The sequence below is a fragment of the Pirellulales bacterium genome, assembly GCA_019694435.1.
Lineage (GTDB): Bacteria > Planctomycetota > Planctomycetia > Pirellulales > JAEUIK01 > JAIBBZ01.
The window spans coordinates 150,701-165,244 of the sequence record JAIBBZ010000007.1 but is presented as its reverse complement, the minus strand read 5'-3'; the positions used below and the strand labels follow the sequence as shown (position 1 = coordinate 165,244).

General features: G+C 65.4%; 14 protein-coding genes. 10 read left to right on the top strand and 4 right to left on the bottom strand.

Features of this window, described 5'->3' with window-relative positions:
* The 7 genes from rimO to K1X74_08515 all read left to right on the top strand — a co-directional run bounded on the left by rimO (position 1) and on the right by K1X74_08515 (position 6,912).
* Positions 1–1,383 carry a 30S ribosomal protein S12 methylthiotransferase RimO gene (gene rimO, locus K1X74_08545; protein MBX7166386.1) on the top strand — a complete coding sequence of 461 codons (1,383 nt, stop codon included), beginning with the start codon at positions 1–3 and terminating at the stop codon, positions 1,381–1,383.
* Positions 1,384–1,451: 68 nt separating this feature from the next.
* Positions 1,452–2,039, top strand: coding sequence for a CDP-diacylglycerol--glycerol-3-phosphate 3-phosphatidyltransferase (pgsA, locus tag K1X74_08540; GenBank protein ID MBX7166385.1), 588 nt, complete (start codon positions 1,452–1,454; stop codon positions 2,037–2,039).
* A 60-nt stretch (positions 2,040–2,099) separates the two neighbouring features.
* Positions 2,100–3,188 carry a CPBP family intramembrane metalloprotease gene (locus K1X74_08535; protein MBX7166384.1) on the top strand — a complete coding sequence of 363 codons (1,089 nt, stop codon included), beginning with the start codon at positions 2,100–2,102 and terminating at the stop codon, positions 3,186–3,188.
* Between the two features lie 97 nt (positions 3,189–3,285).
* Positions 3,286–4,374 carry a Gfo/Idh/MocA family oxidoreductase gene (locus K1X74_08530; GenBank protein MBX7166383.1) on the top strand — a complete coding sequence of 363 codons (1,089 nt, stop codon included), beginning with the start codon at positions 3,286–3,288 and terminating at the stop codon, positions 4,372–4,374.
* Positions 4,375–4,509: 135 nt separating this feature from the next.
* The gene (locus tag K1X74_08525; GenBank protein ID MBX7166382.1) at positions 4,510–5,439 is read left to right on the top strand and encodes a lysophospholipid acyltransferase family protein; all 930 of its coding nucleotides are present in this window, start codon (positions 4,510–4,512) and stop codon (positions 5,437–5,439) included.
* A gap of 149 nt (positions 5,440–5,588) precedes the next feature.
* Positions 5,589–5,903, top strand: coding sequence for a Rieske (2Fe-2S) protein (locus tag K1X74_08520; GenBank protein MBX7166381.1), 315 nt, complete (start codon positions 5,589–5,591; stop codon positions 5,901–5,903).
* Positions 5,904–5,961: 58 nt separating this feature from the next.
* Entirely contained in the window at positions 5,962–6,912 is a 951-nt protein-coding gene (locus K1X74_08515; GenBank protein MBX7166380.1) for a GNAT family N-acetyltransferase, read from the top strand.
* A 15-nt stretch (positions 6,913–6,927) separates the two neighbouring features.
* Here the strand turns inward: K1X74_08515 and phnW are convergent, their stop codons facing one another.
* The 3 genes from phnW to K1X74_08500 form a co-directional block, all read right to left on the bottom strand.
* On the bottom strand, positions 6,928–8,070 hold the full coding sequence (gene phnW, locus K1X74_08510; protein ID MBX7166379.1) for a 2-aminoethylphosphonate--pyruvate transaminase: 1,143 nt from the start codon (positions 8,068–8,070) through the stop codon (positions 6,928–6,930).
* A gap of 75 nt (positions 8,071–8,145) precedes the next feature.
* Positions 8,146–8,976, bottom strand: a complete 831-nt coding sequence (locus K1X74_08505) for a phosphonoacetaldehyde hydrolase (protein ID MBX7166378.1) — start codon at positions 8,974–8,976, stop codon at positions 8,146–8,148.
* Between the two features lie 19 nt (positions 8,977–8,995).
* The gene (locus K1X74_08500; GenBank protein MBX7166377.1) at positions 8,996–9,868 is read right to left on the bottom strand and encodes an alpha/beta hydrolase; all 873 of its coding nucleotides are present in this window, start codon (positions 9,866–9,868) and stop codon (positions 8,996–8,998) included.
* Between the two features lie 139 nt (positions 9,869–10,007).
* Here K1X74_08500 and K1X74_08495 point away from each other — a divergent pair, with 139 nt between their 5' ends.
* Positions 10,008–10,415 carry a hypothetical protein gene (locus tag K1X74_08495; GenBank protein MBX7166376.1) on the top strand — a complete coding sequence of 136 codons (408 nt, stop codon included), beginning with the start codon at positions 10,008–10,010 and terminating at the stop codon, positions 10,413–10,415.
* A gap of 152 nt (positions 10,416–10,567) precedes the next feature.
* Here K1X74_08495 and K1X74_08490 read toward each other — a convergent pair whose 3' ends face one another.
* A complete protein-coding gene (locus K1X74_08490) occupies positions 10,568–12,469 on the bottom strand; it encodes a hypothetical protein (GenBank protein ID MBX7166375.1) in 1,902 nt (633 codons plus the stop codon).
* 168 nt (positions 12,470–12,637) lie between these two features.
* Between K1X74_08490 and K1X74_08485 the strand changes: the two genes are divergently transcribed.
* A complete protein-coding gene (locus K1X74_08485) occupies positions 12,638–13,702 on the top strand; it encodes a glycosyltransferase family 4 protein (GenBank protein MBX7166374.1) in 1,065 nt (354 codons plus the stop codon).
* On the top strand, positions 13,699–14,544 hold the full coding sequence (locus K1X74_08480) for a DUF1570 domain-containing protein (GenBank protein MBX7166373.1): 846 nt from the start codon (positions 13,699–13,701) through the stop codon (positions 14,542–14,544). The genes K1X74_08485 and K1X74_08480 overlap by 4 nt, the downstream gene beginning before the upstream one ends.

Genomic DNA, 14,544 nt, shown 5'->3' with positions numbered 1-14,544 from the left:
GTGAAGTCCGCCCCCGCGAAGTCTGCCCCAGGCCACATCAAGGGCACGTACGCCTTTGTCAGCCTCGGCTGTCCAAAAAACCTCGTCGACAGCGAGCGGATGCTCGGACTGTTGCAACTCGACGGCTACCGACTGGTTCCCGAGCCGGACGGGGCCGACTTCGTCGTCGTGAACACTTGCGGTTTCATCGAACGAGCCCGCGAGGAATCGTTTTCCGCCATCCAGGAGATGCTCGCCCTGAAGGCGGAAGGACGCACCCGGGGCGTGATCGTGTCGGGTTGCCTGGCCGAACGCGAGAAAGAGGCCCTGCTCGACCGCTGCCCGCAAATCGACCACCTCGTCGGGGTGTTTGGGCGCGAGCAGGTGACCAAGGTGGCCGACCGGTTGTTGGGCCGGATGACCGAACAGCGGACCGTCTTCAGCCCGGCGCCGAGCACTCCGCTCGATGATCGCAACCGGCTGCGCATCACACCGCGACACCTCGCCTATTTGAAAATCTCCGAGGGATGTGACCGGCTGTGCACCTTTTGCGCGATTCCCAAGATGCGCGGCAAGCATGCCACCAAGCCGATCGAAGCGGTCGTGGCCGAGGCCAGCGAACTGGCAGCCGACGGTGTCCGCGAGCTGAACATCGTCGCGCAGGATACGACCTATTACGGCCTGGATCTGTACGGTCGGCCACGGCTGGTCGACCTGCTCGTCGAGCTCGAAAAAATCGAGGGACTCGACTGGATTCGACTGCTGTACCTGTATCCGATGTATTTCAGCGACGAGTTGATCGCGCACATCGCCGGCAGCCGGAAAATCGTGCCCTATCTCGACATGCCTTTGCAGCATGCCCACGACTCGATGTTGCGGCGGATGGCCCGGCGTGTGACGCGGGCCGAGACCGAAACGTTGCTCGCCAAGCTGCGTGCGGCAATTCCCGGGCTGGTGATGCGCACGACGTTTATCACCGGATTCCCAGGGGAAACCGAGGCCGAGTTTGCCGAACTCATGGAGTTCGTCGAAACCCAGCGATTCGAGCGGGTCGGCGTGTTTACCTACTCGCTCGAGCCCGACACTCCCGCGGCACGGCTTCCCGATCACGTGCCGGAAGAAGTCAAGCAAGAGCGTCGCGACCGTTTGATGGCGATCCAGCAGGAGATCGCCTTCGCGTTCAACGCCGCGCAGCAGGGGCGCAAGCTCGACGTCCTGCTCGATGCACCGGTGCCCGGGGAAAAACGGGCCTACGTCGGGCGGACCTATGCCGACGCTCCCGACATCGACGGCGTCGTTTATGTCACCGGCCGGGGGTTGCGCCCGGGACAATTCGTCGCCTGTGAAATTGTCGGGCACAAAGATTATGATTTAATTGCCGCCGCGGTGGGGCCCGCTCGATAGATCCCCGTCCTCGGCGGCCCCTGGCCTTCGTGGCCGTGGGCACCGATTGCCCGAGGGGACGATTGACCATGTCCGCCGGCACCAAGACCAAACTTCCGGCTACGGTTTTCAACCTGCCCAATCAATTGACGATTGCGCGGCTGGTGTTGTCCGTGGTCTTGTTTGTGCTCCTGAGCTATGGCTTCTACCTGGCCGGGTTCGTGCTGTTCATTCTCGCGGCGTCGACCGACTGGCTCGACGGCTACTTTGCCCGGAAATACGGGCTGGTGACCATGTTGGGGCGGATTCTCGACCCGTTCGTCGACAAGGTGATCATCTGCGGGACGTTCATCTACCTGTCGTCGGCACCGGCCTCGGGCGTGGCGGCATGGATGTCGGTCGTAGTCGTCGGACGCGAGTTGCTGATCACCGCCCTGCGCAGCTTTCTGGAGCAGCGCGGCGCCGATTTTTCGGCACAGTTTTCGGGCAAGCTCAAGATGGTCCTGCAGTGCGTCGCCGCGTCGGTGAGCCTGTTGGCCCTGCACTTGCACTCGCAGGGGACGGTGCCCACCTGGCTCGCCTGGCTGCTCATGGTCAGCGTCTGGGCCGCGGTCGTAGCGACCGTGGCCTCGGGCGTGGCCTATGTGCGCACGGCCATCGGCCTGCTGCGTGCGTGAGATCGCCGCAGGCAAACTCGGCTCGCCGCTGGCCCCGCTGCTGGCCTTGAGAATCGCTGGATGCTAGTCGAACCCTCCTACTTGCTAGCCGTTCTATTCGTGGTCCTGATTGCGGCTAGTCTGGCGACGGTCGCGATCTCGTTCGCGCGAGTGCTCCGCGGTCAGGAACTGATTGCCTACGAACCCCGGCGCGGCGTCCCCTGGGGTGGGGCCGAGTTGCTGCTGCTCGTCTTGGTCTTTTTCACCATCCAGCTTGCCGCCGGCGGCGCGGTTTGGCTGGCGGCGTCGTTGCGTGCGCTCGCCCAGGGCTCCGAGGTGCATCTGGACGACGAGGTGGTGATTCCCGATGTCGACTCGCTGGCCGGCGCCGCCTTGGCCGTAGCGCTGAGCTTGGTGACGTTCTTGATCGGCGTGGTCTTGGTGCGCGCGGTTTCGCGAGCCACGACGACCGACATCGGTTTGACCTTGGCCCGGTTTCCGAGCGACCTGGGCCGCGGCGTGCTCGGTTTTCTCGCGATTGCGGCGCCGGTCTACTTGATTCAACTCCAGCTCACGCAATTCTTCCCCTCGGAGCACCCGCTGGCCAAGCTGTGGCTCGAACAGCAGGACCCGGCGAACATGATGCTGACGATCGCCGTGTTGTTCGTGGCGGCGGTGATCGTCGCGCCCTTGGCCGAAGAATTCCTGTTCCGGTGCCTGCTGCAAGGGTGGCTCGAAAACGTGGCCCTGCGCTACCAACTCGCGGCGACAACGGAACCCGCGCCCGCTGCGGCGCTACCGACCGTTGCGGCGCCATCCGAACCGCCGGCCGGCCGAGCGTCATTGGAGCACGCCCCGGCGTCGGAAAACCCCTCTGAGTCGCCGCAGAGCGACTCTTTGGCGCGGCCCGGCGCGAGCGACCAGATGCCATTGCCCGCGCCGCGTCTCATCGGCGTCTATGCCGCTGCGCCGATCCTGGTGAGCAGTGCGCTCTTCGCAGCGGCGCACTTCAGCCATGGGCCCGATCCGGTACCGCTATTCCTCCTGGCGATGGTGCTCGGATACCTCTACCAGCGCACCCATCGGCTGTGGCCCAGCGTGATCGCGCACGCTTGCCTGAACGCCACGAGCCTGCTGATGTTGCTGCTCCAGTCGAATACCTCGTCCTAGTCGGCGTACCGGCTGGCCCGCGCGCCGCTCCGTTCGTATACTCCACGTCCTTCGTGGACGCCCGTTTCTCCCCCTGAGCAGCTTGCACGCGCATTCCATGGCACACGGCTTCGGCATCATCGGTTGCGGCATGATTTCTCGATTCCACGCGCGCGCCATTCGCGATTGCCGCGGGGCCAAGGTGATCGGCTGCTGCGACGCCGTGCCGGCCGCCGCGGAGAAGCTGGCGGCCGAGATTGGGTGCCAGGCCTTCGCGGACCTCGACGCGCTGCTGGCCGATCCGCGGATCAGCGTGGTCGTGATCGGCACTCCCAGCGGCGCTCACATGGAACCGGCCGTGGCCGCGGCCCGCGCCGGCAAGCATGTGATCGTCGAAAAGCCGCTGGAGATCACCCTCAAGCGATGCGACGCCATCATCAACGCCGCAAGCCGGGCCGGAGTACAGGTCGCCACGATCTTTCCCTCGCGGTTTCACCATTCGAGCATCGAGCTCAAGCGTGCAGTCGACGAAGGCCGCTTTGGCAAGCTCACGCTCGGCGATGCCTACGTCAAATGGTTCCGCCCGCAGTCGTACTATGATAGTGGGGCCTGGCGCGGCACCTGGGAACTCGACGGCGGCGGGGCCCTGATGAACCAGGCCATTCATAGCGTCGATCTGCTCGCGTGGCTGATGGGCCCGGTCGTCGAAATCCGCGCGCAATGTGCGCTGTTGGCCCACGAGCGGATCGCCGTCGAAGACACCGCCGTGGCCACGTTGCGGTTCGACAACGGGGCGCTGGGCACGATCGAGGCGAGCACCGCCGCGTATCCCGGCTATCTCAAGCGGATCGAGCTGCACGGCTCCACAGGTTCGGCAGCGCTCGAGGAGGAAGACCTCGTGCGCTGGGACTTCGCTGCCAAAGGCCGCCGCGATGCCGCCATCAAGCGCGGCATGGAACAGCGCCGCTCCGGTGGGGGCGGTGCCAGCGATCCGGCAGCCATCGGCCATCACGGCCATGCGGCCCTGTTTCGCGATACGCTGGCGGCAATCGATGCCGGCCGCGCCGCGAGCGTCGACGGTCCCGAGGGGCGCCGGGCCGTTGAAATCATCTTGGGCATCTACAAGGCCGCGGAAACCGGGAAGCCAGTCCTGTTGCCGCTCAAGTCCGATCCGCCGCTGGCGGCCCGCAAGCGACGGAAGAAATAGCCGCCGGCCGGGCCATTTCGCGGGAAAGTCGCTCTTCCCCGGTCTTACCGCGGCGCGCGACAATGCCGCACATTGGATCATGCGCCGTACGTTGGATCATGCGGTTCCGGACCTGACAGGCAAGGAGGCCTGTGCGTGTCATTTCGCCCCGTCGATTTCCTCGTTTACCTTTGCATTCGCACGATCGTCTGCGTGCTGCAGGCCATCTCCATCGATGCTTGGGCCGCGGTGGCCCGCCCGCTGGCCTGGATCCTGTCCGATGTGCTGCGTGTTCGCCGGCGCGTGGTGCTCGAGAACCTGACGCAAGCGTTTCCGGAATACTCCGACGCCCAGCGCCGCCTGCTGGCGCGCGCCATGTGGGAACACCTGTTGCTACTGGTGGGCGAGGTCGCGCTTTTGCCCCGCAAGGTGCACGACATCAATTGGCGCGAATTCCTCACGCTGTCGAACCATCGCGCGTTGACGCACATCCTGCTGAGCCGCCGCCCGGTGATCATCGTCACGGGGCACTTCGGCAACTTCGAGGCCGCAGGCTACCTGCTCGGGATCCTGGGGTTCACCTCGCACACCGTGGCCCGCAAGCTCGACAACCCCTACTTGGACCGCTTCGTGAACACCTTTCGCCGCCGCACCGGTCAAAAGATCGTCGCCAAAAAGGGCGGCTACGAGGAGCTGATCGCGGCGATCGACGCGGGCGGGGCGGTGAGCCTGTTGGCCGACCAGCACGCCGGCCAGAAAGGCTGCTGGGTCGATTTTTTCGGCCGCCCGGCCTCGGCCCACAAGGCCATCGCACTGCTGGCCCTCGAACACGAGGCTCCCGTGGCGGTCGCTTCGACGCGCCGGCTCGATCGTCCGATGCGCTTTTGCATGCGACTCGAGGGACTCGCCGACCCGACGCGCGGCGACGCTCACCTGGCCGGCGTTCAGGAACTGACGCAGTGGTATACGCGTCACATCGAGACGATGATTCGCCGCGAGCCAGGGCAGTATTGGTGGCTGCATCGGCGGTGGAAACCGCGGGTCAAACGCGGTAAAGCCGCCGCCGCCGACAAGCAAGCGGCCTGACGTCCGGGGCCGTGTGCGACAACTTGGCCTGCGCAACCGGCTGTGATGCGTTTTTTCGCGCACGCACGGTTCGCAACTCTGGCACTGATCTCTATAATCGCCCGTTTCTGGAACAGCCCCCTGCGGGAACCTGTCGAGGGTCGTGTGTCTTGAGCCAGTGGCTGCGCGTGGCGTCGCTGAGCGATTTGCCAGAGCAAACGGGGTTCGAATGCGTTGCCGGCGACCGCCTGGTGGCCCTATTCCGAATAGGGACCGAGGTGTACGCTTTGGACGGCGTCTGCCCGCACCAGGGCGGCCCCCTGGGTCGCGGCGAATTAGAAGGCTGCGTCGTGACTTGTCCGTGGCACGGTTGGCAGTTCGACGTGCGCAGCGGGCAGCACCAGATCAGCCCCACCATCCGGCAGCCTGCTCTGGAAGTGCGCGTCGAGGGCGACGACGTCTTCGTGCGTCTCGGCCCCGACTAGACCTCCCCGCGGTTGCTTGTTGTCCTTCGTGTCGATCACAGCCTCGCGAGGCGCCGGCGTGATTCAGTACCGTCCCTTTCGCAACACGGATACCCCGGCGATCGTCGACATCTGGCGCGCGCGGGCCGTCGAGCGCGGGCGGGCGCAGGCCATCACGCCGCAGATCTTCGACCAGTTTGTCCTCAGCAAACCCTACTTCGACCGAGAAGGTCTGATCGTCGCCATCGACGGCACCGAGCCGGTCGGCTACGTGCACGCTGGCTTCGGCCCGAACGAGAACGAGACCGGCCTTTCGATCCGCGAGGGCGTGACTTGCATGCTGATGGTCCGGCACGACCATCGCCGGCTGGGGATCGGTTCCGAGCTGCTCGCACGCAGCGAAGCCTACCTGCAGGCCCGCGGTGCTAAGGTGCTGTTCGGCGGCGGCGTGCGGCCGCTGATCCCGTTCTACCTGGGCCTGTATGGCGGCAGCGACCTGCCCGGTGTCATCGATTCCGACGCCGACGCGCAGCGGCTCTACCGCGCGGCGGGCTACATCGAGGTCGGCCGCACGCTGATCTTGCAGCGCGAGCTGCCCGGCTTCCGACCGCCGGTCGATCGCCAGCAGATCCAGATCCGCCGCCAGACGAACCTGCAGACGATCGAGGATCCGCCCACGCGCAGCTGGTGGGACGCCTGCACCTTTGGGAGCTTCGACCGGATGCGGTTCGAGCTGCACGGCCTGACCGGGGGCGCCCCTTTAGCGGCCTGCACCGTTTGGGCGATCGAGCCGCTCGGCTCGAGTTGGGGCGTGCACGCGGCCGGCCTGATCGATCTGACGACCGATCCTGCCCAGCGCCATCAGGGGTATGCGACGGCCCTGGTTTCCGAAACGCTCAAGCACCTGCAGCAATTGCGGTTCGGGCTCGTCGAGGTGCAGATCAGTGAAGGCAACCTCGGCGCGCAAAAGCTCTTCACTAAGCTCGGCTTCGCCGAGATCGAACGCGGCCGCGTGTTCCGCAAGGGGTAGCAGCACTGCGGTCGTTCAGGCCGGCTGATGTGACCCGCCGCGCAGCTCGACCCCCAGTTCGGCAACCGCTTCGCGCGTCGCAACGACCAGTTGGTCGATATCTTCCGGAAAGACGTGCCCGATCGTGCCAATGCGGAACGTGTCGGCATCGCTGACCTTGCCGGGATAGATCACGAACCGCCGCCGCTTCATCGCGTCGTAGAAGGCGTCGAACGAGAACCGCGGATCGGGCGGGTAAAGGAACGAAGTGATGATCGGCGAGCGCAACTCGGCCGGCAGCAGCGGCTGAAAGCCCAGCCGGGTGAGTCCCTCGACCAGCCGGCGATGGTTTTCCACGTACCGGCGGTGCCGCGCCTCGACGCCCCCTTCGGCCGCCAGTTCGGCCAGCGCCTGGGCAAAGGCGCGCACGACGTGCGTTGGCGACGTATAGCGCCATTTGCCCCCCTTGTGCTCCATTTCGAACCACTGGTCGTACAGGTCGAGGCTCAGCGACCGGGCCCAGCCTTTGCTTTGCTCCAAAAGCGCGCGGTCGGCCACGACGAACCCGAACCCGGGCACGCCCTGAATGCACTTGTTTGCCGACGAAACGACGAACTGCGCCCCTACGCTCTGCATCGAGAGCGGAATGCCACCCAGCGAGCTCATCGCGTCGAGAATGAAACGCTTGCCATACTGTGCGCACAGCCGGCCGACTTGGGCCGCGGGGTTCAGCATGCCCGTGCTGGTCTCGCAATGCACCAGGCCGACGTGCGTGATCCGCGGATCGTCGCGCAAGGCGGTTTCCAAGCGCTCCAGGTCGGCCGGTTCGATCTCCGATTGCACCAGCTCGTGGCAGGCGATGTTCAACCGCTTGGCGATCTGCGCCATGCGCTTGCCATAGGCACCGTTGTTGACCACCAGCAGCTTGCCGTCGGGCGGGATGACCGATCCGATCGTCGCTTCGACCGAAAACGTGCCGCTACCTTGCATCAGCACGGCCGTAGCACGGTCTGGATCGTCAGGGCTGGCCAGGCCGACGAGCCGCCGGCGAATGTCCTGAACGATGCCGTTGTAGTCGTCGTCCCAGGTGCAGTAGTCGCGGAGCATCACCTGCTTGACCGTCTTCGACGTCGTCAGCGGTCCCGGCGTGAGCAGCAGGTAGGGGATATCGTCGTCCATCGGCAAGGTCCTTCGTGCAAGCGGGCAAACCGATCGATTCGTAACGGGGCCGCAGTTTGTCAGGATCGCCGCTCGTCAGGGCCGCTCGCCGCGGGCCAACCGGGCCTCGATCTCGGGCAGCAATTCGAGGATCTGCGGCACCGAGTCGATCACGAAGTGGGCCCCGGCCGCCAGCAATCGCGCGCCCACTTCGTCGACGCGTCGCCGCAACTCGGCCGGAGGCAGGGCCAGCGTCTCGGCCTCGCTCAGGCCCAAGTCGTTCCCGGTACGTGTGACCCCCACGGTCCACACCCCCGCATTGCGTCCTTCGCCGACGTCCGGCAGCGTATCGCCCACCTTGACGACGGCCGCCGGCGGGTAGACATCGAGCGTTTGCATGATCTTGAACATACCCCAAGGAGCGGGGCGACCGGCAGGCACGTCGTCGACACACAGGCTGCAATCGGGCCGGTACCCGGCGGCCGCGGCCGCTTCGCGCACCGGATCGGCCGCCTGGCGAAAGTAACCCGTCGTCGCCCCAATCTTGATCCCGCGCTCCTGCAATTGGCCGACGCAGTCGACGACACCCGGGATCATCGTGCTGGCGGCGGTAATGCTGCGTGCCACTTCGGGCGACTGCAACTGGAGGTAGAGCCGCTCGACGTCGTCTTCGGTGAACGCACAGCCATGGCGTTGCGACCAGCGCCGGGCGATTTCGGGCTGGGTACCCAGCGCGCGAATGTGATCCTTCTTGTGCATGCCCATCGGCACTCGGGCCTCGGCCAGCGTGATCTCGACGCCGGCCGCCCCGAACACACCCACGAACGGCCGCACCGGCGCAAAGCAACCGTAGTCGACCGTGGTCCCGGCCCAATCGAACACGATCAGCTTGATCGGTCCGCGGTAGTCGAATTCAGAATTCCCCATCTCGTCCTTTCCCAACAACTCAGGGACGCAAGTAGTCGATCAGCCAAGGATTGATCCGCGCGGATTCCTCGTGCTGCACCCAATGCGTCGCTTCCTCGATCATGCGCAGCTCGCCCGCATCGCACAGCTCGACGCTCGCTTGGGCCATGTCGCGGCCCAGGAATTGGTCCTGTGCCCCCCAGATGATCAGCGTCGGTATGCTGACGCGCATCGACTCGAGCCGGGGCAGGGGATAGCGCACCGCAGCGCGGTACCAGTTGATCATGCCGGTCGCTGCGCCCGGCTGCAGCCAGGCCTCGCGATAGCGCGGCAGGTCGTCGACGGTGAAGGCCCCCGCGCGGCCCGTCTTCTGGATGCCGCGGGCCATCGCCCGGCCCTCGGCGCGCGTCAAGCCGCGCTCGGGCAACCAGGGGAGCTGAAAGAAAAACACGTACCAGCTCTTGCGCAACTGCGCCCAACTCTTACGCAGCGCCCGCGCCATGACGATCGGGTGCGGCACGTTCAGGATCGCGATTTTGCTCAGGCGCTGAGGATGCCGCAGCGCCGCCCACCAGGTGACCGCCGCCCCCCAGTCGTGCCCCACGAGCGCCGGCCGCTGCAAGCCCAGGGCATCGGCCAGGTTGAAGACGTCCGTGGCCAGCGTCTCGACGGTGTAATCGCGCACCCGCGCGGGCTTGTCGCTCAGGTTGTAACCGCGCTGGTCGGGCGCGACGACTCGATAACCGGCCCGCGCCAAGTCGTCGATCTGGTGCCGCCAGGAGTACCAGAACTCGGGGAAGCCATGTAGCAAGATGACGGGCGGTCCCGACGGTGGACCGGCCAGGACGACGTGCAACCGCACGTCGCCGGTCGAGACAAACTCGTGCTGCCAATCATCGCCCTGCGCGGTCACGCAACTCTTGCTCCCGGGGCCAAGAGCGGCAAGTGTAACGAACCGCGGGCAGAGTTGTCGAACGGGGCGAACGGGGTACTGGCTCATTGAGAATGCAGATTCTCGGGCTTCGCATACGGCCGCGCAGTAGAATCGCGGTATGAACAAGGCAGCCCTTGTCCGTTGCCCTGGTTGTGACCTGGTGATTCGTGTCACCAGCGCTATTTGTCCGAACTGCATGCGTTGCCTGGGATGCGGCGCAAGGCGAAATCGGGCCGATCCTCCCTGCCGTTGTGGCCACCCCGACGATCCAGAAGCGCTCGCCAAGTTCGTGCACAAGTTTGGCCTTGCAAACGAAGGCCTGTTGCGCGATCACGAGCACAACCTCGACCCTCATGTCGATCCAGCTCGCATCGGCGCCGCGTCGGTGAAAGAGATGCCCGACTCGGCCGAGCTGGAGGCCGCCTGGGCCGAATGGTCCCAGTACCTCCAGAACGTGGATGATCGAGGAATGTTGCTGATCAGAGCGGCGTTCGAGGCGGGGTGGGAAGCTGTACGCAGCAGCTAACCTTCAGCTCTTTCCATTTCCAGCGGCCCGGCTTGGATGTCGCACGGTAGAACTCATCTGGAAGTGACTTGACCCAAGCAGCCCTGCTTCAAAAGCCCCCAGGCGCGCCCAAGGATTCGATGTGCGCCACCGGCGAACCAGCCGTGGACAATTCAGCGCTTGCCCGACGGCTGCGCCGTGGGTTTCGCCCGTGCCGCATCCTCGGCCAGCTCCTCGGGCGACCACTCTTTCGCGTTGGTGTTGTGTGGACCAAAACGGATCAACAATTTGCTTTCCCCCGCGTGGTGATCGAAATAAATCGAACGCACCACGATCGACGCGAACAGCGTCATCAAGGCGGCCGCCAGCAACGTGAGCCACGCGGTCCGCATGGCAAGTCGCCCCCAATCGGGCGCCGCGCGGCGCGCGACCGTCTGGCCGGCGACGGGCAGGACCAGCGCCAAGAGCGTGCAGATGCAGGCGTGCACGTGAATCACCCCTTCAGTGACCATCCGTTGCGGGTTGAACGGCACCAGCCGCGTCAGGTTGCCGATCACGATCCACCACAAGAACACCACGAACAGCAATTGACCGCGCCCGAGCCAACTGGTTTGCATGAGTGCCACGCGGCGACCGCGGTAATGAGCCAAAAGCGGCACCACCACCGCCAACCCCAGGGCCAGATAGGCCAGATGAAACCAGGTGTATGTCGAAATGCCGTAGATCTCCTCGGGCAAATAGGTCGGCGTTGCCGGGTTGCTGTCGGCGTCGTTCAGCCACGCGGTCCAGAGGTTCTTGCGAATGTTCACGTAGGGAATCACCAGGATCGTAAACAACACGGCTGCCAGCTCTGTCCAACGACGCGTGGGCGGCTCGTCTTCGGCGCGCGGCGCTGTCGTCGATAGCCAGGCCGTGAGCAGTGCGATGCCGATGCCCGAGATGAAGCCGAACGATTGCTCGAGCACGCTGTGCCAGTTGGTGTGATAGCCGCTGGTCATGCCCAGCAGCTTGATGAGCGAGCCTCCGGCGAACCCGAGGCCGCCGAACAATCCGCCGAACAGGCCGCCCCAGGCCACGAGCAGTTGGCCCTGCCGCAGCAGGTAGACGAACATCCCGACCGTCATGCCCAGCGCCCCCGCCCAGCTATCTCCGCGCGGCGGGGTCATCCGTAGTCCGCCGATTTCGACCAGCAGCAACAAGCCCAGCAACCAGCCAAGCCCCATGAACACCACCAGCTCGCTCGCGCGGTCGAACTTGCGGAGCATGAGCAAGCTATAGGTGGCCGCCAGGGTGCCGCCGACCAGGCCGCCCCAGTTGTAGAGTTCGGCATGCGGCAGGCGATACGGCCGGGGCAGCTCGCAGCCCAGCAGTGAAAACAGCAAGTGGCCGACGATGACCCCTACGACCGTAGCGGCCAAGAACTCGCGCGAGCGCCACGCGCCGCGTTGGATCAACGCAAACAAGCAGATCGCGACGAGCGCCAGCACGGCCGAGAACCAATCCGTGTCGTACCAATCGAGCGCGCGATCGTAATGGAACCGCTCAAGGAACTGCCCCCACACGCTCGACGAATCGACCGTCGTGGCGTAGGGGCCGCTGCCCAGCAGCAGCAACAGGTCCTCGACACACCAGGCCGCGAACACGCAGCCGATCGGCACGAACAGCTCGGTCATCCGCTCGCGGCTGAAACCAGCCGGCAGGGCCGTTCCCGCGCCGCCCATCGCCCCCCAGATAAAGCCGATCAAGAACAGCCCGGCAAAGCCGTAGAGCGTCGAGGGAAAGTCGCCCGAGTGCGTGTAGCCGATCACCATCATGTAGGAGATCTGCCCACCAAACGACCAACCCAGGGCGCCAAAACAGGCGAAGTAGGCGATCCGCCGCTGCCAATCGTCGCGGGCCGAAACGAGCACCGCAGCCATGGCAGCCAAGGCGCCGGGAATCATGGCACCGTATTCGTGCCCCCAGTTCCCGCGGACCCCCCAACCAATCGAAAGCGCCTGCGCCACGAGCAGCACGGCAAGAAACCGCTGGCCAGGCACCTGTTGCTTGTCGTTCATGTCGCAGACCCTGCTCACCCAGTCTTCCTAGATCGCCGAGACACCAGTCTCGTTGGCTGAGATGCCGTTGTCGAGCCATGCGCTCGCGAACCGTCGCGCTACGCTGACCTTTGTGGTTGACGGGTAAAAGGTTAGATTCCCTGCGCCGTCCGCCGCCCCGGTACGCTTCGGTCAGGGAGGACCTTAGTGAAACGCCTGTTGGCGCTTATCGAAGCCCCCGAACACGTCTGCTATCGCTATCGAATCGCCGCGTTTTGCGGCGCTCTGGCGGAAGCGGGCTGGGAACTCGAAGCCCAACCGCTCGACGGACGGCTCTGGCACCGGCTCGCCCAACTGCGAGCGGCGCGCCGCTACCACGCCGTCCTGATTCAGCGCAGGCTCTTGCCGCTCAGCCAGTTGTTGCTGCTGCGGAAATCGGCACGGTCACTCATCTACGATTTCGACGACGCAATCTTTCACCGCGACAGCTACTCGCCCAAGGGCACCTGGAGCTGGTCGCGGATGACGCGGTTCTGGTCGACGATCACCGCGGCCGACGCCGTGATCGCGGGCAACACCTACCTGGCCGACCAGGCCGAGTGCATCGTCGCGGCCGAGCGCGTGGTGCGCGTGCCCACCTGCGTGGATCTGAACCTCTATCCGCTGGCCGCGCGGCGTGCTGGAACGGCCGTATCGCTGGTCTGGATCGGCCAGCGGAGCACGTTGCCTTGCCTCGACTGCGCGCGTCCGGCGCTCGAGGCCGTGGCCCACGAATGTCCTGGCATCGAGCTGCGAGTGATCAGTGACGTCTTCCCCCGCTTTGGTGAAATCCAGGTGGTGCAGCGCAAGTGGTCGGCCGCGACCGAAGCGGCCGAGATCGCTTCGGCCGATGTCGGCATCAGTTGGCTGCCAAACGATCCTTGGAGCCGCGGCAAATGCGGCTTGAAGGTCTTGCAATACATGGCTGCCGGATTGCCGGTCGTGGCCAACTCGGTGGGGCCGCATCGCGATATCGTCGTACCCGAGGTGACGGGGTTCTTGTGCGATACGCCGCAACAGTGGGCCGACGCGATTCGCACCCTGGCCCAGGACCCGGTGCTGCGCCGGCAGATGGGCGACGCCGGCCGGGCGCGCGTGGCAGAGCAATTCGACGTGAGCGTGTGGGGCGCGCGATTCGTACGCATCATCGAAGATGCCACCGCCTGGCGCGAGGGGCGACGCACGGACCTGCCGCGCCCGCACTTTTCATCCCACATCGAGGTGCCTGCGTGAAACGCCGCGCGCGCCAATCCCCTGCGGCAACGGCCGTCGCCCGGGCGATCGTCGCGGTGCTGGCCACGGTCCAAGCGGTGGGCTGCGTTAATACGCTGCACGCGCCGTCGATCCTGCCCGCGCGCCATGCGCTGGTCACCGGCCAACTAGTCGTGCACAGCGAAAACCCGCTGCCGGCCAATCACCGGCTGCTGAAGGAATTGACCGATCAGCGCGACCAGCTCAGCCAGCTCTTGACGCTGCCGCGTTCGGACGAACCGATCCACGTTTACCTGTTCGACACTCCACAAGAGTTCTCGCGGTTTCTGGCGCTCGAGTTTCCCGAGTTTCCCGAGCGCCGTGCGTTCTTTATCGAGACCGACACCCAATTAGCGGTTTACGCGCAATGGGGCGACCGAGTGGCCGAAGACTTGCGGCACGAAGTGGCCCACGGCTACCTGCACGCGGTCGTACCGAATATCCCGCTATGGCTCGACGAGGGCTTGGCCGAGTACTTCGAAGTGGCCCGCGGCGCGGGAGGTTTGAATCGGCCCCACGTCGCCGAGCTCTCGGCCGCGCTGGCCGCGGGCCAATGGCGACCGTTCTTGGCGCGGCTCGAATCGATCACGGCCGTCGCCGACATGACGCAACGCTACTATGCCGAGAGCTGGGCCTGGGTCCACCTGATGCTGCACGGCCCGCCGCAATTGCGGCAAGTGCTCTGCGACTATCTACAATCCTTGCGCTCGAGCAACGACCCGGTGCCCTTCGCGCCCCGGCTGGCGGCGGTGCTGCCGCAACCCGAGCCGGTGCTGGTCGAGCACTTGCGCCTGTTGGCGGGCAATGGAACGGCCGCCCCGTAG